The 19180-nt window shown below is 63.1% G+C and carries 15 protein-coding genes; 7 read left to right on the top strand and 8 right to left on the bottom strand.

What is annotated here, in order from left to right; all coding sequences use genetic code 11:
• Window positions 1-119: 119 nt before the first annotated feature.
• Both cobS and PXK07_RS15030 read right to left on the bottom strand, forming a co-directional pair.
• Complete coding sequence (gene cobS, locus PXK07_RS15035; RefSeq protein WP_274849158.1) at window positions 120-1106, bottom strand: cobaltochelatase subunit CobS; 987 nt, start codon at window positions 1104-1106, stop codon at window positions 120-122.
• A 228-nt stretch (window positions 1107-1334) separates the two neighbouring features.
• Window positions 1335-1958 carry a DnaJ domain-containing protein gene (locus tag PXK07_RS15030; RefSeq protein ID WP_274849157.1) on the bottom strand — a complete coding sequence of 208 codons (624 nt, stop codon included), beginning with the start codon at window positions 1956-1958 and terminating at the stop codon, window positions 1335-1337.
• A 106-nt stretch (window positions 1959-2064) separates the two neighbouring features.
• Between PXK07_RS15030 and PXK07_RS15025 the strand changes: the two genes are divergently transcribed.
• Entirely contained in the window at window positions 2065-2319 is a 255-nt protein-coding gene (locus PXK07_RS15025) for a BolA family protein (RefSeq protein WP_274849156.1), read from the top strand.
• Window positions 2320-2338: 19 nt separating this feature from the next.
• Here PXK07_RS15025 and PXK07_RS15020 read toward each other — a convergent pair whose 3' ends face one another.
• The 3 genes from PXK07_RS15020 to gatB form a co-directional block, all read right to left on the bottom strand.
• Window positions 2339-2821, bottom strand: coding sequence for a DUF4177 domain-containing protein (locus tag PXK07_RS15020; RefSeq protein WP_274849155.1), 483 nt, complete (start codon window positions 2819-2821; stop codon window positions 2339-2341).
• A 118-nt stretch (window positions 2822-2939) separates the two neighbouring features.
• Window positions 2940-4178 carry a peptidase T gene (gene pepT, locus PXK07_RS15015; protein WP_274849154.1) on the bottom strand — a complete coding sequence of 413 codons (1239 nt, stop codon included), beginning with the start codon at window positions 4176-4178 and terminating at the stop codon, window positions 2940-2942.
• 202 nt (window positions 4179-4380) lie between these two features.
• Window positions 4381-5889: an Asp-tRNA(Asn)/Glu-tRNA(Gln) amidotransferase subunit GatB gene (gene gatB / locus PXK07_RS15010; protein ID WP_274849153.1), complete on the bottom strand. Its 1509-nt coding sequence runs from the start codon at window positions 5887-5889 to the stop codon at window positions 4381-4383.
• Between the two features lie 180 nt (window positions 5890-6069).
• Here gatB and PXK07_RS15005 point away from each other — a divergent pair, with 180 nt between their 5' ends.
• Complete coding sequence (locus PXK07_RS15005; RefSeq protein ID WP_274849152.1) at window positions 6070-8442, top strand: Tex family protein; 2373 nt, start codon at window positions 6070-6072, stop codon at window positions 8440-8442.
• A gap of 67 nt (window positions 8443-8509) precedes the next feature.
• Here the strand turns inward: PXK07_RS15005 and PXK07_RS15000 are convergent, their stop codons facing one another.
• The 3 genes from PXK07_RS15000 to pepN form a co-directional block, all read right to left on the bottom strand.
• Complete coding sequence (locus PXK07_RS15000) at window positions 8510-9802, bottom strand: hypothetical protein (RefSeq protein WP_274849151.1); 1293 nt, start codon at window positions 9800-9802, stop codon at window positions 8510-8512.
• Between the two features lie 163 nt (window positions 9803-9965).
• Window positions 9966-10430: a hypothetical protein gene (locus tag PXK07_RS14995; RefSeq protein ID WP_274849150.1), complete on the bottom strand. Its 465-nt coding sequence runs from the start codon at window positions 10428-10430 to the stop codon at window positions 9966-9968.
• Entirely contained in the window at window positions 10423-12987 is a 2565-nt protein-coding gene (gene pepN / locus PXK07_RS14990; protein WP_274849149.1) for an aminopeptidase N, read from the bottom strand. Before pepN ends, PXK07_RS14995 begins: the two co-directional genes overlap by 8 nt.
• A 139-nt stretch (window positions 12988-13126) precedes the next feature.
• On the opposite strand from pepN, the gene PXK07_RS14985 reads away from it, so the two are divergent.
• The 5 genes from PXK07_RS14985 to PXK07_RS14965 all read left to right on the top strand — a co-directional run bounded on the left by PXK07_RS14985 (window position 13127) and on the right by PXK07_RS14965 (window position 18566).
• On the top strand, window positions 13127-14635 hold the full coding sequence (locus PXK07_RS14985) for an FAD-binding domain-containing protein (RefSeq protein ID WP_274849148.1): 1509 nt from the start codon (window positions 13127-13129) through the stop codon (window positions 14633-14635).
• Between the two features lie 8 nt (window positions 14636-14643).
• On the top strand, window positions 14644-14799 hold the full coding sequence (locus PXK07_RS14980; RefSeq protein WP_342455879.1) for a DUF2256 domain-containing protein: 156 nt from the start codon (window positions 14644-14646) through the stop codon (window positions 14797-14799).
• Window positions 14800-14908: 109 nt separating this feature from the next.
• Window positions 14909-17041: a malate synthase G gene (locus PXK07_RS14975; RefSeq protein WP_274849146.1), complete on the top strand. Its 2133-nt coding sequence runs from the start codon at window positions 14909-14911 to the stop codon at window positions 17039-17041.
• 85 nt (window positions 17042-17126) lie between these two features.
• Complete coding sequence (locus PXK07_RS14970) at window positions 17127-17552, top strand: GlcG/HbpS family heme-binding protein (protein ID WP_274849145.1); 426 nt, start codon at window positions 17127-17129, stop codon at window positions 17550-17552.
• A 234-nt stretch (window positions 17553-17786) separates the two neighbouring features.
• Window positions 17787-18566 (top strand): gamma-glutamyl-gamma-aminobutyrate hydrolase family protein, encoded by a 780-nt coding sequence (locus PXK07_RS14965; protein WP_274849144.1) that lies wholly within the window; start codon window positions 17787-17789, stop codon window positions 18564-18566.
• Window positions 18567-19180 lie beyond the last annotated feature (614 nt).

The following is a 19180-nucleotide window of genomic DNA, read 5'->3' as shown; positions in this document are numbered from 1 at the left end:
ATGTCCAGTCTTCACTTCTGGTGCAAAGGGCGGTGCCTGACCGCGGGCGGAAACGAAGTGCCCGCCCATGGGGGCGGTCGGGCACGGCCCGGCCTTGCGACCAGGCGGGTCTTTTCGCGTTAGCCGAGGCTCACGTTTGCAGCACTTTCCGGCAGTTCCTCGTCAAAGCAGCGCTGGTAGAACTCGGCCACGGTCTGGCGCTCCAGCTCGTCGCATTTGTTGAGGAACGACAGGCGGAAGGCATAGCCCACATCGCGGAAGATCTCGGCGTTCTGGGCCCAGTTGATTACGGTCCGGGGGCTCATCACGGTGGAGAGATCGCCGTTCATAAAGGCGGTGCGGGTCAGATCCGCGACGGTGACCATCTGGCTGACCTGTTTGCGGCCCTTGTCGGTGTTGTAATGGGGGGCCTTGGACAGCACGATTGCGGTTTCCGCATCGTGGCTGAGGTAGTTCAGCGTGGCGACCAGCGACCAGCGGTCCATCTGGGCCTGGTTGATCTGCTGGGTGCCGTGGTAGAGCCCGGTGGTGTCGCCCAGACCCACGGTGTTTGCGGTGGCAAACAGGCGGAAGAAGGGGTTCGGGGTAATGATCTCGTTCTGATCCAGCAGGGTCAGCTTGCCATCATGCTCCAGCACTCGCTGGATCACGAACATCACGTCGGCGCGGCCCGCGTCGTATTCGTCAAAGACGATGGCAACCGGGTTGCGCAGCGCCCAGGGCAGGATGCCTTCGTGGAATTCGGTGACCTGCTTGCCGTCGCGCAGCTTGATCGCGTCCTTGCCGATGAGGTCGATCCTCGAGATGTGGCTATCGAGGTTCACCCGCACCGACGGCCAGTTCAGACGCGCGGCGACCTGTTCGATATGGGTGGATTTCCCGGTGCCGTGATAACCTTGGATCATCACGCGGCGATTGTGGCTGAAGCCTGCCAGGATGGCCAGCGTGGTGTCGGGGTCGAACTTGTAGGTGGGATCCAGCGCGGGCACCCGGTCAGAGCCGTCGACAAAGCCCTTTACGGTCATGTCGGTGTCGATCCCGAAAACATCGCGGACCGAAAGAGTATCGGTCGGTTTCGCATTCATATCCAACATGCCGTCGCTCATCGCAGTCGATCCTTATCTCTGTGCCCCCGGCATCGATGGGGGGCGTAATCCGGGGGATTGGTGCCTTATCTGACGGGTGAGGGCAAGCGAAAGGTGGCCGTGAAACCATATGACGCGGTGTTTGGTCTGAAAGTGATCTGAAACTGGCCTCATTGCGCGGGAAAAGGAAAAGGCGCCCCATGGGAAAGGGACGCCCGGCGCAAGGTCAGTTGTTGCCCTCAGCGGGCGTTACTTGAAGCTGCGGCTGTCCTTGATCTGATCCCAGGCCCAGACCACCTCTTGCAGCTGTTCCTCCTGGCTGCGGTCGCCGCCGTTCATATCGGGGTGCAGCACCTTGATCAGCTTCTTGTAGGCCTTGCGGATCTCGGCCTTGGACCAATCGTCCTTGGCCTCCAGGATTTCGATTGCGCGGCGTTCGGTGGCGGGCAGGCGGCGGCCCGCCTTGGCGTTCTTGCCGGGGTTGCGCGTCGCATTGGCGCCGAGCACCTGATGCGGATCCTCGATGCCCAAACGGGCCCAGGCGCGCGCCTCGGGATCGCCCATGGGACGGGTCTGGCGTTCCCAGACCTTATCCTTGGAGGCCTGGGCGTTCAGCTCGGCCTCTGTGGTGCCCTGGAAGAAGTTCCATTTCTGATTGTATTCGCGCACGTGCTCCTGGCAGAACCAGACATAGTCGTCCAGCACGTCGGGGGCTTTGGGTGCGCGGAACTTGCCCGGCTCCTCGCAGCCTTCCTTGGCGCAGGTGCGCACCGATGTTTCCTGGGCTCCCGATACGGCCCGACGCCCGCGTGGGTTCTTCTTTTTCGCGGAGCGGACGGACATATCGAAACCAAAGGGATCTGATTTGCTCATGGGCGCACCTTCTAATTCGGTTCTGCTCGACTCGGAGCAAGCAGTTTAGTCTAAGGGGCGGAAGATAGAAGGGGGGAGGGGAAAAAATTATGAGAGTGAGCGGAAAATGAGCATCAGACGTGAAATGGAAATCCGGCTGCAAGAGGCCTTCAACCCCAGCCGCCTGGAGGTGGTGGACGACAGCGACAGCCACATCGGCCATGCAGGCCATGACGGGCAGGGGGAGAGTCACTTTAACGTGATGATCCGGGCCGAGGTGTTTGCGGGGATGAACCGGGTGGCGCAGCACCGCGCGGTGCACAAGGCGCTTGGCGATATCGTGCCCCGTATCCACGCGCTGGCGCTGGATATCGGCAGTTAGGCGGGCATTTCGCCCGCGTTTAGTCCCGCTCGTCTTCGGGTAGGTCCCGCGTTGCAGTCAGGCTGGCGCGGGTCTTGAGCGCGGTGGTTACGCCTGCGACGGGACTGGTTTCCTCCACCCCGTCATCGGCCTGCATCTGCGTGGCGCCCGGGCCGGGCACCGGCGTTGCGCCTTCGGGCGCATGTGGATCGCCCGCCGTTGCGGTCAGTGGCGGTGTGGGCTCTTCAACGGCCTGCTCCGGCTGTTCCTCTGCCTCGGGGGGCTCAGCGGTCAGGGCGCGGCGAAAGATCAACAGGTTGCGCCAGTTGGTGGTCGATCCGGTGAGACCCGTCCGTTCATCAGACGGCAGCAATTCGGCGCGCTGATATTCCCAGCCCTCGGCAGCCATCTGGTTCAACACGGTTTCGATCGAATAGGCAAAGCGATCCTCCGGCGTCTTCACGCCCTTGGCCTTGGTACCCTTGTGGGGGGCGGGGACGACTTTGTATTCGAACTCTTGCATCGTGATCTCCTGGGCGATCGCCGGACTGGCCCCCGAGGTTTAGCTGAAGGATGTGCCGGGTCAAGATGCGCCGCCGGGCCGGAGGCGGCCCGTGACATTCTCTCTACAGCCGGGTGCCTTATTTCCGGGCTGCCAGCTGCGCCAGGGTCAGGCAGACATTGGTGGCTGCTGCCATATCCTGCACCGAGACCCACTCCAGCGGGCCATGCACGCATTGCATGCCGCAGAAGATGTTCGGCGTCGGCACACCCAGTTCCGTCAGGCGCGAGCCATCGGTGCCGCCGCGGATCGGCACGGAAATCGGTTCGATCCCGTTGGCGCGGCAGGCCTCAAGCGCAAGATCCACCGGTGTCATGTCTTCTTCCAGCCAATAGCGCATGTTGCGGTACTGTGGATAGATCTCGCAAGAAATCTCCGCGCGCGGCTCGCTTGCCTGCACGGCCTCGCAGACCTTGCGCAGCAATTCGCCCTTGGCGGCCAGCCCGTCACGTTCGAAATCGCGCAGGATCAGCTTGATCTCCATCTCGGAGGAGCCGCCACTCATGTCGGTCACATGCAGGAAGCCTTCGCGCTCATCCGTGGTTTCCGGCGTCATCGTGGCCTGGGGCAGGGTCTGCACGATCTTCGCGGCCAGATGCGCGGCATTGACCAGTTTCTCCTTGGCCCAGCCGGGGTGGATCGACACGCCCTTGATCGTCACCACCGCGCGGTCGGCCGAGAAGCTTTCATAGATGATCTCGCCCACGTCGCTGCCATCCAGAGTATAGGCAAAATCGACGCCCAGATCCTGCGGCAGGTGCGGATCAACGCCGCGGCCGATTTCCTCGTCCGGGGTGAAGGCGATGCGGATGGGCCCGTGCGGGATCTCCGGGTTGTCGATCAGGTGCTGCGCCAGCGTCATCACCACGGCGATGCCTGCCTTGTCATCGGCGCCCAGGAGGGTGGTGCCCGAGGCGGTGATCAGATCGTGGCCTTCCTTGCCCGCCAGATAGGGGTGTTCCTTGGGAGAGAGCACCAGATCGGGATTGTCGGGGAAGGTGATGTCGCCGCCATTGTAGCCCTGGATCAGGCGCGGTTTCACGCCTGCCGCATTGAACTGCGGCGCGGTATCCACATGGGCAAGGAAGCCCACCGTCGGCCCCTCCGCCGTGCCCGGAACGGTGGCGAGCACGGTGCCATAGTCAGTCAGCTCCACATCGCTCGCGCCGATCTCCTTCAGCTCTTCCACCATCAGGTTCAGCATGTCGAACTGGATCGCGGTGCTGGGGGAGGAGGGCGAAGTCTCATCGCTTTGACTGTCGATGGCGGCATAGCGGATGAGCCGGTCCTGAAGGGCCTGATCGAATTGGGTTTTCATGGCGTGCTCCGTAGAGGGTATGCGTTCGCCGCCACGCTGGGCCAGAGCGCGAGGGGCGTCAAGGGCAGGCTTGCACCCGAATGGAGCGAGCGGCAGTGCCGCGCGGCGGGCGGGGGCTGCCCGGCCTATCGTCCGGGCGTAAGTGTGCAAACAAAAAAAGGCGCCCCGGTTGGAGCGCCTTTCGTAATCGATTTGCTTGGGCCTAGCCCAGTTTCTTGGCGACCAGCTCGTTCACCGCCTTGGGGTTGGCCTTGCCGCCGGTGGCTTTCATCACCTGACCGACGAACCAGCCCGCGAGCTTGGGGTTCACCTTGGCCTTTTCCACCTGCGCGGGGTTGGCGGCGATGATCTCGTCAAGCGCGGCCTCAATGGCGCCGGTGTCGGTCACCTGCTTCATGCCGCGCGCCTCGACGATCTCGGCCGGGTCGCCGCCTTCGGTGTAGACGATCTCGAACAGGTCCTTGGCGATCTTGCCCGAGATGGCATCCGAGGAAATAAGATCGATGATGCCACCCAGCTGCGCCGGGGAGACCGGGCTGTCGGTGATCTCGTGATCTTCTTTCTTCAGGCGGCCGAACAGCTCGTTGATCACCCAGTTGGCGGCCAGCTTGCCGTTGCGACCCTTGGCGACCTCGTCGAAATAGGCGGCCGATTCCACATCTGCCGTCAGCACCGAGGCGTCGTAGTCGGTGAGGCCGAATTCCTCGATAAATCGGGCTTTCTTTTCGTCCGGCAGCTCGGGCAGGTTGGCCTTGATGTTGTCCACCCAACCCTGTTCGATCTCCAGTGGCAGGAGGTCGGGATCGGGGAAATAGCGGTAGTCATGCGCTTCTTCTTTGGAGCGCATCGACCGCGTCTCGCCCTTGTCCGGATCGTACAGCCGGGTTTCCTGCTCGACCTTGCCGCCCGCTTCGACGATGGCGATCTGGCGACGGGCCTCGACCTCGATCGCTTGCTGGATGAAGCGCATCGAGTTCATGTTCTTGATCTCGCAGCGGGTGCCGAGATGCGAGAAATCCTGGGTCTCCTGGTATTTCTCATAGGCGCCGGGCAGGCAGATCGAGACGTTCACATCGGCGCGCAGGTTGCCGTTCTGCATGTTGCCGTCGCAGGTCCCGAGATACCGCATGATCTGGCGCAGCTTGGCGATATAGGCGGCGGCCTCTTCGGGGCCACGGATATCGGGGCGGGAGACGATCTCCATCAGGCAGACGCCGGTGCGGTTGAGGTCCACGAAGGACATGTTCGGGTCCATGTCGTGGATGGATTTGCCCGCGTCCTGCTCCATGTGGATGCGCTCGATCCGCACCATGCGCGCGGTGCCGTCGCCCAGTTCCACCAGCACTTCGCCTTCGCCCACGATGGGGTGGTAGAGCTGGGAGATCTGATAGCCCTGCGGCAGGTCAGGATAGAAGTAGTTCTTGCGGTCGAAGGCGGACCAGAGGTTGATATCGGCCTTGAGACCCAGACCGGTGCGCACCGCCTGTTCGACGCAGTATTCGTTGATCACCGGCAGCATGCCGGGCATCGCCGCGTCCACGAAGGAGACGTTCGAGTTCGGCTCGGCGCCGAACTGGGTGGAGGCGCCGGAGAACAGTTTCGCATTGGAGCTGACCTGGGCATGCACCTCCATGCCGATGACCAGTTCCCAGTCATGCTTGGCGCCCGAAATCACCTTGGGCTTGGGGAGTTCATATGTCAGGTCGAGCATGTTTTTCCGCCGTATGAAATGTCCATGTTTGGCAGGTGTTCTAGGCTCCCGCCGCGCGCGGGGCAAGGGGCAATGCATGCCGGGGCGGGTACAGTCCCGGGGGATCGGCGAAACATGCTCTTGGCGATGCATGCGCGGGCAGCTAAGACGGATCTCCGACACGACAAAGGAGCAGCCCCCGTGGACACATCCCCTGAGATCAGCGCCCGCATCGCCCAGACCATCGCGACCGAGATCGGCGCCGGGGCCAAACAGGTGAGCGCCGCCGTCGCGCTGTTGGATGAAGGGGCGACCGTGCCCTTCGTGGCACGCTACCGGAAAGAGGCGACCGGGGGCCTTGATGACACCCAGCTGCGCACCCTGGACGAGCGGCTGTCATACTTGCGTGAACTCGAAGCGCGCCGGGGCAGCATCCTGGAGTCGATCAAAAGCCAGGACAAGCTGACCGATGATCTGGCGGCCAAGATCGCCAAGGCCGAGACCAAGGCGCAGCTGGAGGACATTTACCTGCCCTATAAGCCCAAGCGCCGCACCAAGGCGATGATCGCGCGGGAAAACGGGCTTGAACCACTGGCGGAGGCCATCCTTGCCGACCGCCGCCTTGAGCCCGAGGCGCTGGCCGAAACCTATGTGACCGAGGCGGTGCCGACGGTGAAGGATGCCCTCAATGGCGCGCGCGACATCCTGACGGAACGGCTGACCGAGGACGCCGATCTTCTGGGCCGTTTGCGGGACTTCCTGCAGCGTGAGGCCTATCTCACCGCAAAGGTGGTCGAGGGCAAGGAGCAGGAGGGCGCCAAGTTCTCGGACTACTTCGACCACAGGGAGCGTTGGGCCGATGTGCCCTCGCACCGGGCGCTGGCGATGCTGCGCGGATCGAACGAGGGCGTGCTGACGCTGGATATCGGTCCCGACCCGGAAGAGGGCGTCGCGCGGGCCGAGGCCATGGTGGCAGCGGTGCTTGGGGCAAGCGGCGAAGGGCCGGGTGACACATGGCTGCGCAAGGTAGCAGGCTGGACGTGGCGGGTGAAACTGTCGCTTTCCATGATGCTGGAGCTGATGGGGGATCTGCGCGCCCGTGCGCAGGAGGATGCGATCCAGGTCTTTGCCCGCAACCTCAAGGACCTGCTCTTTGCAGCGCCAGCCGGTGCGCGACCGACCCTCGGGCTGGATCCGGGCATTCGCACCGGCGTCAAGGCGGCAGTGGTGGATGCAACCGGGAAATTGGTGGCCACCGAGACCTTGTATCCGTTTCAGCCCAAGAACGATCTGCGCGGCGCGCAGGTGTCGATCGTGAAGCTGATCGCCGAACATGGCGTGGAACTCATTGCCATCGGCAATGGCACCGCCAGCCGCGAGACGGAGCGGATGGTGGCCGAGGTGTTGAAACACCTGCCCGCCAAGATCAAGGCGCCGACCAAGGTGGTGGTCTCCGAAGCCGGCGCCTCGGTCTATTCCGCCTCCGAACTGGCGGCGCGCGAGTTCCCGGATCTTGACGTGTCCTTGCGCGGTGCGGTCTCCATCGCGCGGCGCCTGCAGGACCCGCTGGCGGAACTGGTGAAGATCGAACCCAAAAGCATCGGGGTCGGCCAGTACCAGCACGATGTGGATCAGCACAGACTGTCGAAATCGCTGGAGGCGGTGATCGAGGATGTGGTGAACGCCGTTGGCGTCGATCTCAACATGGCCTCGGCGCCGCTGCTTTCGCATGTTTCCGGGCTTGGCCCCGGTCTGGCCGAGGCGATCGTTGCGCATCGGGACATGAATGGCGCCTTCACGACCCGCAAGGAGCTGTTGAAAGTCGCGCGCCTGGGGCCGAAGGCGTTTGAACAATGCGCGGGCTTCCTGCGCATCCGGGACGGCAAGGAGCCGCTCGATGCCTCCTCGGTGCACCCCGAAAGCTACGATGTGGCGCGCAAGATCGTCTCGGCCTGCGGCCGCGACATTCGCCAGATCATGGGCGATGGCCAGTCGCTGAAGCGGCTGCGGGCCGAAGACTTCGTCGGCGGTGACGTCGGATTGCCCACGGTGCGCGATATCTTTGCCGAACTGGAAAAACCCGGTCGTGATCCGCGCCCGAGCTTTGTCACCGCCTCTTTCACCGATGGGGTGGAGGAGATCACCGACCTGAAACCGGGCATGGTGCTGGAAGGCACCGTGACCAATGTGGCGGCCTTTGGCGCCTTCGTGGACATTGGCGTCCATCAGGATGGGCTGGTGCACGTGAGCCAGCTGGCGGACCGTTTCGTGAAGGATCCGCATGAGGTGGTGAAGACGGGGCAGGTGGTCAAGGTCACCGTGACCGAGGTGGATGTGCCGCGCAAGCGCATCGGCCTGACCATGAAGAAGGACGGCGGTGCCTCGGCCCGGGACAGTAAAAACGAACGCGGTGATCGCGGCAATGGGCGCGGACAGGGGGCAGGGCGCGGTGGCAAGCCGCCCGCACGGGGCAAGATGTCGGCCTCCCCCAAGGGGAAAAATGGCGGCCGCTCCGATAGCGGTAGCCCCGGCGCGCTGGGCGCGGCGCTGATGGATGCCTTCAAGAAGTCCTGAGGTGGAGCGCTGAGACACAAAAGGCCGGGCATGTCCCGGCCTTTTCATTTTTCGGATGTCTGCTGTGTTATCCGGTGGTCATCTGCAGCCCTTCGGGGGTGATGGCGATCTTCTGGCCGCGGGCAATCTCTTCCCTGAAGATCTCGGCGATGAAGTTCATCGCCTGAGCCTGCCCCAGGGCCGAGAACCGCTTGAGCGATGAAATGCGGGCGTTGTTGTCGAACCCCTGTCCGGCATGAGCCCAGACCAGCGGGTGCAGCTCGCGCAGGTGGTCGCGGATCAGCCATTCCGCGGATTTGGCGATCTCTTCACGCGGCGTTCGCGGAGTAGCGCCATTCAGATGCGCACCGCCCATCGCCACCGCGCAATAGGCGCTCAGCAGATTGGCCATGTCCTGAGAGGGGCAGGCCTGCAGAATGTCGCGAAGCCCATCGATGAAGAACCGAGGATCGACAGCCTCACCCGCAGCCGGATCGGTGGCCAGGGCATCGAAATAGACCCAGGCGTAGCCCCCGGCGCCCCAGATCTCTTCGGTGCGCGCAGCGGTGCGGCGGGCCTCCAGCTCCAGCGCCTCATAGGAACCAGAACAGCGCGGCAGCATCTGCAGGCCAAGGGCGCGCATCGGGCGGTGATTCCTGGGCGCAAGGTCGATCAGCCGTGCATAGGCATCGGCCACATGCAGCGCATCCTCGCGACGGGCGGCAAATAGCGCACAATCGGCGGCGGCGATGAAGGCGCTGCTGCGGCGATCATCCGGGATCATCGAAAGCAGTGCGGCAGCCCGTTCGAAATGCGCCGCGCATCGGCGCAGGTGAGCCTTGGATGCGGCGTCTTCCAGCCCCGGACCGCGCCAGAGCCAGCCGATATCGATATGGGCAAGGGCGATCAACGCGGTCAGATAGGGATCGTCCCGGTGGTCCTTGCGGATCGTCTCCAGTGCCATGATGCCATCGACAAGCTGGCGCTGGTCATGCGGTTTCTCCTCGCCGAGTGCATGTTCCACGGCATTGAGCACATCGGCACGGGCGCCATAGGCCAGAAGCTCGCTTTCGGGCATGCCGCCGGGGGTGGTGCGGTGGGTCGCATCCGCCGTCGCTATCCGCTCCGACAGCTCTTCCCAGCGCTCCTGACGGGCCAGGAACTGACCCTCCTGTTGCAGGGTAGAACAGAGCGCATCCTCTTGGCTTTCGCGACATACCGGTATCGACAGGCAATCCTCGGGCCTGCTCCAGCCGGGCGTGGGTTCTGCGGTCTGGAGAGGGTGCAATCCGGCGGGATCCTGCCGCTGCTTTCCCGGTCTGGCAAAGACGGCCGAGAGGCGGGACAGGACATCCGCAAGCGGAAAGGAGGGTCGTGGCATTCTTAGTATCCTGCGAGTTTGGCTGCGCATCGTGTCGGTACAACCTGATGCTGATTTGCGGCGCAAACATGGCGTCTCTGAGGAATGGGAGGTGCCAATTTGGGGAATTGGGAGTAGGCGCAGCAAAAAAGGTTAGTTCGCGGAATGATCCTGTAAAATGCTATTAAAAAAGCGAAAAATGATACCTGTCGTGGGGGATTTTGCGCAGGTCGCAGGCCGCAGTCAGGCCCTCGATCGGTGGGGTGGCGGGATGGGGCAGGCGCAGTTTCTCACCTGTCGTCAGCACCAGGGTGACGCGCACCGAAAGATCCAGTCGCGTATCAAGCCGCAGGCGGGTGATACGCTCCAGCGGCACCGCCCCGCGTGAGGAGCCGGTGAACCAGCTGATTTGATCCTCTGTCAGGTCCAGCCCGGAGTGCGGGTTCTTTCCCAGCTCATAAAGGCCGGGCAGGGTGGGCAGGCCGAGCAGCGCGACCAGCCAGGGGCTGGCCTGCGCAAGGATTGCAAGGGCGGTCAGGCCCAGGAGCCAGGCCATGAGGGCAAGCGCCAGCGCCAGGGAGCGCCCCTGCCTGCGAAAGCGGTAGGGAGGGGCGGCTGCCTCGCTGTGCTGTCCCGCGCGATCAGGCATCCAGAATGCGCGTGACCATCTCGGTGGTGTCGCGGCTCAGCCCGTCTGTACCAGCGATCCGCTGCAGTTGCTCCTGGATCAGGGCCTGCCGGTCCGCATCGTAGCGCCGCCAGGTCTGGAAGGCGGCACACATGCGGGCGGTGGTCTGCGGGTTCAGCTTGTCCAGCGCAATGAGGTTCTCTGCCAGAAGGCGGTAGCCCGCGCCGGATGCATGGTGGAAGCCCGCGTGATTGCCCGCCATCGCCCCCATCACCGCGCGGAACCGGTTGGGGTTCTTCAGGGTGAACAGGGCGTGTCCGGTCAGATCCTGTGCGATCTGGGCCGCAGCTTCGGGGGCGGCGGTCGCGATCTGCAGGGCAAACCATTTGTCCATCACCAGCCGGTCGCCCTTCCACTGGTCATAGAAGGCCTGCGATTGCGCCGCGCCCTTTTCGGCCTTCAGAAGGCAGGATAGCGCTGCGTATTGCTGGGTCATATTGTCTGCGGCCTCATATTGGCGCGCGGCCTGTTGCCCGCCATCGAGCCGCGTCAGCAGGGACAGGATCCGGGCGTTCAGATCCCGCTTTCCGGTGCTGGTGGCATCGGGGCTGTAGGGGCCATCGACGGTGGTTGCGGCATAAAGCCGGGGCAGGCTGTCGGCCAGCTGTTCGGCCAGGGTCTGCGCAAAGGTTTCTGCCGCGTCATGGATCTGTTGCGGATCGGGGGTGTGACCGTGTTCATGCAGGGCCTGGGCGATGTTGGACTGGCTGGGCGGCGACAGCACCAAGGCGCGGAAGGCCGGATCCAGATCATCGTCGCGCAACAGCTTCTGCAGCGCGTCAAGGTAGTCCGCATCCGGCGCTGCCCCGTCCAGGATCATGGCGATGCGCGCCTCGCGGGCCAGGGCATTGCCCGCCTCCCAGCGGTTGAAGGGATCGGTGTCATGGGCCAAGAGGAAGGCGCGTTCACTGTTCGTGGTCTCGCGCTCCAGGATCACCGGCGCCGAGAACTCCCTCAGGATCGAGGGCACCGGCTTTGCCGCCAGCCCTTCGAAGGTGAAGCTCTGCTTGCCTTCCGTCATTTCCAGGACCTGCGTGGGCAGAACCTCGTCCCCGTTTGGGCCAAGAAGACCAACGGCGATGGGGATCACGCGGGGCGCCTTGTCCGGCTGGCCCGGCGTCGGGGCGGTCTTCTGTTCAAAGGTCAGCGTATAGGTGCCGTCCTGGTAGCTTTCTTCGACGCTCAGGCGCGGGGTGCCCGCCTGGCTGTACCAGAGCTTGAACTGTGTGAGATCCCGGCCCGTTGCATCCTCGAACACCTTGAGCCAGTCCTCGATGGTGCAGGCCTGCCCGTCATGGCGGTCAAAATAGAGATCCAGAGCCTTTGAATAGCCGTCATCCCCGACCAGCCGCTTCAGCATGCCGATCACCTCGGCGCCTTTTTCATAGACGGTGGCGGTGTAGAAGTTGTTGATCTCCTGGAACTGTTCCGGGCGTGGCGGATGGGCCAGCGGGCCGCCATCCTCGGGGAACTGGCGCGCGCGCAGATCGATCACATCCGAGATCCGCTTCACCGGAGCCGAGCGCATGTCAGCGGTGAACTGCGCATCGCGGAAGACGGTCAGACCTTCTTTCAGACACAGCTGGAACCAATCGCGGCAGGTGATGCGGTTGCCGGTCCAGTTGTGGAAATACTCATGCGCGATGATCGCCTCGATCCGTTCGTAATTGGCATCGGTGGAGGTATCGGGCGAGGCCAGTACGCAGGAGGAGTTGAAGATATTGAGACCCTTGTTCTCCATCGCGCCCATGTTGAAGTCATCGACAGCCACGATGTTGAAGATATCGAGGTCGTATTCGCGCCCGTAGACCTCTTCATCCCAGGTCATCGACTTCTTCAGCGCCTCCATGCCGAAGGCGCATTTGCCCTCGTCGCCGGGGCGCACCCAGATGTTCAGCTCCACGTCCTTGCCGGATTTGGTGGTGAAACTGTCAGGATGGTTCACAAGATCCCCGGCCACCAGCGCAAACAGGTAGGCGGGCTTGGGCCAGGGGTCGTGCCATTCGGCCCAGCCCGCGCCGTTGCCGGTAGGGTTGCCGTTCGAGAGTTTCACCTTCTCGTCGCCTTCGATACGCACCTTGAAGGTGGACATCACGTCGGGGCGGTCCGGGTAATAGGTGATCTTGCGGAAACCTTCGGCCTCGCATTGGGTGCAATACATGCCATTCGACATGTAAAGCCCTTCGAGCGCGGTATTGCCTTCGGGGTCGATCTCGACCTCTGCCTCCCAGGTGAAGGGGGTCTCCGGCACATCGCAGGTCAGGCCCGTATCGGTCAGGGTTGGCGTCACCTCGGTGCCGTCGATTGCCGCGCGGATCAGGGTCAGCTCTTCGCCATGCAGAAAGAAGGTCGGGTCCGCCGCGCCGGGTTTGGGGGAAAACCGGATCTTGCTGATCACCCGTGTCGCATTGGGGGCCAGCCTGAAGGTCAGTTCGACGCTCACCACTTCGAACCCGAAGGGGGTGTAGTCTTTGAGGTAAAAGGTTTCCGGGGCAGAGGCGGGGGCGGCGTCTTTCATGGCTCTCTCCTGTGGATGCGTGGCGCGCGGAAAATGAACCGCTGCGGGCCTGCGCGCGTATCTTTCCCATAGTCGTATGCAATGCAGCCCAGAGCAGCAAGCCATCAGCATCAATGGCAAGGACGGAGTTACCGCGAAGATGTCGACACTCCTGTGGTTCAAGCGCGATCTGCGGTTGGAGGACCATCCGGCGCTGGCGCGTGCCGTGGCGCTGGGAGATCCGATCCTCTGTCTTTTCATTATCGAGCCCGAGTTCTGGCAGCAGCCGGATGCCTCCCGCCGACAGTATGATTTCCTTCTCAAGTGCCTGAAGGATCTGCGCATGGCGTTGCGGCAGCGGGGCGCCGATCTGGTGATGCGGGTGGGGGATGCGGTTGCGGTGCTGGATGATCTGGCAGGGCAGTATGGGGTCCGGCGCCTCGTCAGCCACGAGGAAACCGGCAACGGCTGGACCTATGACCGTGACCGGCGGGTTGCAGCCTGGGCGCGTGGGCGTGGCTTGGCTTGGATCGAAATCCCCCAATGCGGGGTTGTGCGCCGCCTTTCCGGGCGCGACGGCTGGCAGGGTGCCCGCGATGCCCATATGCGGCAAACGCGCATTGCAGCACCGGAGCGGCTCATGGGGATCTGCAGCGCGGGCGATCCTTTGCCAACTGCTGCTGATCTGGGGCTGGCGCCTTATGGGATCTGCGGTGCTCAGGCCGGTGGGCGGACTGCGGGCCTGGAGCGCCTATCCAGCTTTCTGTCACATCGCGGCCAGCACTACCGGCGCGAAATGTCATCGCCGCTGGAGGGGGCAGCGGCCTGTTCACGCCTGTCGCCGCATCTGGCCTTTGGCACCCTTTCTGTGCGCGAGGCGGTGCAGGCGACGCTCGATCAGCAATCACAAGGGCGCAACGGGGGCTGGGCCGGATCGCTCAAGTCCTTTCAGGCGCGGCTCGCCTGGCGGGATCACTTCATGCAGAAACTGGAGGATCAGCCCGATATCGAGCGCCATTGCCTGCATCCCGCCTATGAAGGATTGCGCCCCTTGCAGCCGGATGCCGCGCGTCTGCAGGCATGGCAGGCGGGCGAGACCGGGCTGCCCCTTGTGGATGCCTGTATGCGATCCCTGACAGCGACGGGCTGGCTCAACTTTCGCATGCGGGCGATGGTGATGTCGGTGGCCTCCTATCACCTGTGGCTGGATTGGCGCGCCACCGGGCAGCATCTGGCGCGCATGTTCACGGATTACGAGCCCGGCATCCATTGGAGCCAGGTGCAGATGCAGTCGGGTACAACTGGCATGAACACCATCCGCATCTACAATCCGGTGAAACAGGGGCTGGACCAGGACCCGACCGGAGCCTTCACCCGCGCCTGGCTGCCGGAGTTGGCCGGGGTTCCAGACCGGTTTCTGCAGGAGCCCTGGAAGTGGGAGGGGGCGGGGCGGATCCTCGGGTGCAGATATCCGGAGCCTGTAGTCGATGTGAAAGAGGCGGCACGTGCCGCCCGCGATGCGGTCTGGTCCGTGCGCAAGGCCGAGGGGTTTCGCACCGTTGCACATCGTATCGTTCAGAAACACGCCAGCCGCAAATCCCCAAGTCGGCGCAGCGGGCGGGGGGCTTCCCGGCAAAAGCCCTCTGATCAGTTGAGCTTTGATTTCTGATGCCCCGCATGCGCAAGAAATCGGAGCTGCCCAGCAAGATCTGCCCCGCCTGCACCCGGCCCTTCGTCTGGCGTCGCAAGTGGGCGCGGGACTGGGAGCAGGTGGTCTATTGCTCGGCGCGTTGCCGCAGCGCCGCCAAGGCGGGATCTGCAAAGAAGATTTGAAACAGCCTCTGCCAAATTGGTCAGAAAAATTTACCACCCTTGTTGCCGATAGGAAACTTTTCCTGTATCGGGGAAACAATCGCGGATGACCTTGGAGGAGAAAGCGCTCATGGCTGACAGGAAAGACATTCACGGGATGCAGGTTGCATCCGAGCTGGCTGACTTTATCGAAACCAAGGCTTTGCCGGGAACCGGGGTCAGCGCAGATGCCTTCTGGTCCGGTCTTTCGGGCCTTGTGAATGGCATGGGTGACGAGAACCGCGCCCTGCTGGCCACGCGCGAAGAGATCCAGAGCCGCATCGACGCCTGGCATCTGGAGCGGCGCGGTCAGCCACATGATGCTGCAGCCTATACCGCCTTCCTGAAGGAGATCGGCTACCTGGTGCCCGAGGGTGATGATTTCGAGGTGGAGACAGTCAATGTCGACCCCGAAATCGCCCTGACACCCGGCCCGCAGCTGGTGGTGCCGATCACCAACGCGCGTTTTGCCCTGAATGCGGCCAACGCCCGCTGGGGCTCCCTGTATGATGCGCTGTATGGCACCGATGCCATGGGCGATCTGCCTGCTGCTGGTGGCTATGACGCCGCGCGCGGCGCGCGGGTGATCGCCTGGGGCCGGGCCTTCCTGGATGAGACCTTCCCGCTGGCCTCTGGCTCCTGGGCCGATATCGATGCGCTGTCGGTTGCAGACGGCGCGTTGGTTCCCGCGCTGAAAGAGGTGGGTCAATTCGCAGGCTATGCCGGCGACGCCTCGACCCCGTCCCGTGTCTTCCTCAAGAACAACGGGTTGCATGCCATCGTCGAGATCGACGCCAGCGGCAATATCGGCAAGGACGACCGCGCGGGCATCAATGACATCACGCTGGAATCGGCGCTCTCCACCATCATGGACTGCGAAGACTCGGTCGCCTGCGTGGATGCCGCGGACAAGGTGCAGGCCTATTCCAACTGGCTGGGTCTGATGAAGCGCGACCTGGCCGAGGAAGTCAGCAAGGGCGGCAAGACCTTCACTCGTGTATTGAACGATGACGTGACCATGACCACGCCCGCTGGTGAGGCCGCGACCCTGAAAGGGCGCTCGCTTTTGCTGGTGCGCAACGTGGGCCACCTGATGACCAACCCGGCGGTGCTGGACAGCGAGGGCCGCGAGGCGGGTGAGGGCTTCCTTGATGCGATGATCACCGTGCTGATCGCCATGCATGACCTGAAATCCGAGGGCGGCAACTCCACCCATGGATCGGTCTATGTGGTGAAGCCCAAAATGCACGGCCCCGAAGAGGTCGCCTTTGCCGTGCGCATCTTCGATCACGTCGAAGATGCGCTGGGCCTTCCGCGCAACACCGTCAAGATCGGCATCATGGATGAGGAACGCCGCACCTCGGTAAACCTCAAGGAATGCATCCGCGCCGCCAAATCCCGCGTGGCCTTCATCAACACCGGCTTCCTGGATCGCACCGGCGACGAGATCCACACCTCGATGGAAGCGGGCCCGATGCTGCGCAAGGGCGAGATGAAATCGACCCCCTGGATTGCCTCCTACGAGGATCGCAACGTGGATATCGGCCTGGTCTGTGGCCTCAAGGGGCGCGCGCAGATCGGCAAGGGCATGTGGGCCATGCCCGATCGCATGGGCGAGATGCTGGAGGCCAAGATCGGCCATCCCCAGTCCGGCGCGACCTGTGCCTGGGTGCCTTCGCCCACCGCTGCGACCCTGCACGCGACCCATTATCACAAGATCGACGTGCTGGCGCGCCAGGATGAACTCAAGGCAGGCGGTGCCCGCGGCAGCCTTGCGGACCTGCTGACCATCCCGGTGATGGAGGGGCAGAACCTGTCGGATGACGAAATCGCCAATGAGATCGAGAACAACGCCCAGGGCATCCTTGGCTATGTGGTGCGCTGGGTCGATCAGGGCGTTGGCTGCTCCAAGGTGCCAGACATCAACGATGTGGGCCTGATGGAAGACCGCGCCACCTGCCGGATCTCCTCCCAGGCGCTGGCCAACTGGCTGCACCATGGCGTTGTCTCCGAAGAGCAGGTGATGGCCGCAATGCAGAAGATGGCCGCCGTGGTGGACGGGCAGAACGCGGGCGATCCCGCCTACCGCCCGATGGCGCCCGGCTTTGACGGCATCGCCTTCCAGGCCGCCTGCGATCTGGTCTTCAAGGGCCGTATCCAGCCCTCCGGCTATACCGAGCCGGTGCTGCATGCCCGCCGCCTGGAACTGAAGGCCGCCGGGTAACACCACGGCAACGGACCGCAGCCTGCCTGCGGTCCTTTTCTTTGATCGACCTCGACAGACACATTTCAACGGAAGGACACCGGAGATGACCATCTCACTTCGACGCGCACGTACCATTATTCGCAAGGCCCTGGAGAAGGGCCGCGAGCTGGAGCTGAAACCCCTGTCGGTGGTGGTGCTGGATGCGGGCGGCCATGTGCAGGCCTTTGAACGCGAAGACGGCGCCGCACCGGGCCGTTTCGCCATCGCCCACGGCAAGGCTTATGGCGCGGTGATGCTGGGCATGGCCGGTAGCGCCCAGATGGCGCGGGCCGAGCAGCAGGCCTATTTCATGGCCGCCGTGAACGGCGTCTATGGCGGCCAGGTCGTACCGGTTCCGGGCGGCGTTCTTCTGCGCGACAAGAAGGGCACCGTGCTGGGCGCCGTTGGCGTCACGGGCGACACCTCGGATAATGACGCGGCGGCAGCGCTGGCCGGGATCGAGGCCGTTGGGCTGGTGGGCGAGGCCTGATCGGCCTTCACCATTTGCGGCAACAGGATGAACAAGACCCGCGCCAGGCTATGGCGCGGGTCGTTTTGTGCCGGGTTCGTGTCAGGTTCGCGCCGGGGCATAGCACGAATGCATTAAGAATGACCGCTCTGTCCCCTGTGCGGGGCTGAACAAGCGCCTGCGCCAAGCTACCGAGTTGATTGTCGCGCGGCGCGCGGCTAGGGTCACGGAACTTCAACAAGACGCGAGCGGATCATGGCCCGGCCCAAAGTAGGCATTATCGGCAACTCCTATCTGATCAACGATCAATACCCGACCCATGCGGGCGGCACGATGAACTCCGAAGCAGTGGCCGATGTGTCGGGCTGCATGCCCTTGGTCATCCCCACGGATCCGCGCTTTGTGTCGGTGGAGGAATTGCTTGAGACATTTGATGGCTTCCTGCTGACCGGCGGGCGCCCGAATGTGCACCCCAACGAATATGGCGAGGAAGAGACCGAGGCCCATGGCGCCTTTGACCGCGCCCGCGATGCCATCGCCCTGCCGCTGGTGCGGGCCTGCGTCGAGCGGGGCCAGCCCTTCCTTGGCATCTGCCGCGGCTTTCAGGAGGTGAACGTGGCCATGGGCGGCAGCCTTTACCCCGAGATCCGCGATCTGCCGGGCCGGATGAACCACCGCATGCCCCCCGATGGCACCCTGGAAGAGAAATTCGCTCTGCGCCACTCGGTGAAACTGACCACGGGCGGCGTGTTCCACCGTCTGTTCGGTGCTGATGAGGTGATGACCAACACGCTGCATGGGCAGGGCATCAAACACCCCGGTGCGCGCATAGTCATCGACGGCCATGCCCCCGACGGAACCCCCGAGGCGATCTATGTGAAGGACGCCCCCGGCTTTACCATGGCGGTGCAATGGCACCCGGAATGGGATGCCGCCAACGATCCCGTCTCACGCCCGCTGTTCCAGGCCTTCGGCGAAGCCGTGCGCGACTGGGCGGACGGCGCGCGCCCCAAGCCGTTGCAGAAGTCGGCCTGATCGTGCGTTCGTCTTAGAGGTACGAGGGTGAGAGGGAAAAACAAAAATCGCCTCCCAATCGCGTTGGTCCGCTTTGAGCCCACTTTGTCAAGATTTTGTTTCGCGGCGAAGGGCAACTACTTCTGGCGCTCCACCAAACTACACCAATAGGTTTGGTTTTTGACAGAGTTTATGGCAACCTCACGACGGATGGCTTATTGGCTTTCAAAACGAGCGTTTTTTGATACGCCGCCCCTAGACATATTTGAGTGGTTCAATACTTTGACTAACACCGATACAGCAGTCTCTAAATATCGTGCATACATGACCGAGATCCGATATCGTACTGATGTAATCAACCGTGCAATATCGAGTCTTCAGGGTGGCGGTGCGCTAACTGGTTTTCGGGAAAGTGACATAGAGCTGATCTACTTGCAGTTTAGGCACTGTCTTGAGTTGATAATGTTTGCATCATTGTCGGCACATTATGCACATGGGTATGATCTGTCACAAAAGCTCGTGAACAAAGAGTACAATGCCACACGGCTATTTCGGTTCCTTAGGGTCAGGACTCATAGCCAGTAAATGACGAGCGCTGCGAGTGCGATGGCTGACAGGAAGACCTTTGGGCACCT

Origin of the sequence: Phaeobacter sp. QD34_24 (genome assembly GCF_028890115.1) — a bacterium.
GTDB lineage: Bacteria > Pseudomonadota > Alphaproteobacteria > Rhodobacterales > Rhodobacteraceae > Phycobacter.
Note: the sequence above shows the minus strand (reverse complement) of the source record. Positions and strands in the feature narration are given on the sequence as shown.

Excerpts from the sequence above, each read along its gene's own strand:
- cobS (WP_274849158.1), bottom strand. The coding sequence starts at position 1,106 with ATGAGCGACGGCATGTTGGATATGAATGCGAAACCGACCGATACTCTT.
- PXK07_RS15030 (WP_274849157.1), bottom strand. The coding sequence starts at position 1,958 with ATGAGCAAATCAGATCCCTTTGGTTTCGATATGTCCGTCCGCTCCGCG.
- PXK07_RS15025 (WP_274849156.1), top strand. The coding sequence starts at position 2,065 with ATGAGCATCAGACGTGAAATGGAAATCCGGCTGCAAGAGGCCTTCAAC.
- PXK07_RS15020 (WP_274849155.1), bottom strand. The coding sequence starts at position 2,821 with ATGCAAGAGTTCGAATACAAAGTCGTCCCCGCCCCCCACAAGGGTACC.
- pepT (WP_274849154.1), bottom strand. The coding sequence starts at position 4,178 with ATGAAAACCCAATTCGATCAGGCCCTTCAGGACCGGCTCATCCGCTAT.
- gatB (WP_274849153.1), bottom strand. The coding sequence starts at position 5,889 with ATGCTCGACCTGACATATGAACTCCCCAAGCCCAAGGTGATTTCGGGC.
- PXK07_RS15000 (WP_274849151.1), bottom strand. The coding sequence starts at position 9,802 with ATGCCACGACCCTCCTTTCCGCTTGCGGATGTCCTGTCCCGCCTCTCG.
- PXK07_RS14995 (WP_274849150.1), bottom strand. The coding sequence starts at position 10,430 with ATGCCTGATCGCGCGGGACAGCACAGCGAGGCAGCCGCCCCTCCCTAC.
- pepN (WP_274849149.1), bottom strand. The coding sequence starts at position 12,987 with ATGAAAGACGCCGCCCCCGCCTCTGCCCCGGAAACCTTTTACCTCAAA.
- PXK07_RS14985 (WP_274849148.1), top strand. The coding sequence starts at position 13,127 with ATGTCGACACTCCTGTGGTTCAAGCGCGATCTGCGGTTGGAGGACCAT.
- PXK07_RS14980 (WP_342455879.1), top strand. The coding sequence starts at position 14,644 with ATGCGCAAGAAATCGGAGCTGCCCAGCAAGATCTGCCCCGCCTGCACC.
- PXK07_RS14975 (WP_274849146.1), top strand. The coding sequence starts at position 14,909 with ATGGCTGACAGGAAAGACATTCACGGGATGCAGGTTGCATCCGAGCTG.
- PXK07_RS14970 (WP_274849145.1), top strand. The coding sequence starts at position 17,127 with ATGACCATCTCACTTCGACGCGCACGTACCATTATTCGCAAGGCCCTG.
- PXK07_RS14965 (WP_274849144.1), top strand. The coding sequence starts at position 17,787 with ATGGCCCGGCCCAAAGTAGGCATTATCGGCAACTCCTATCTGATCAAC.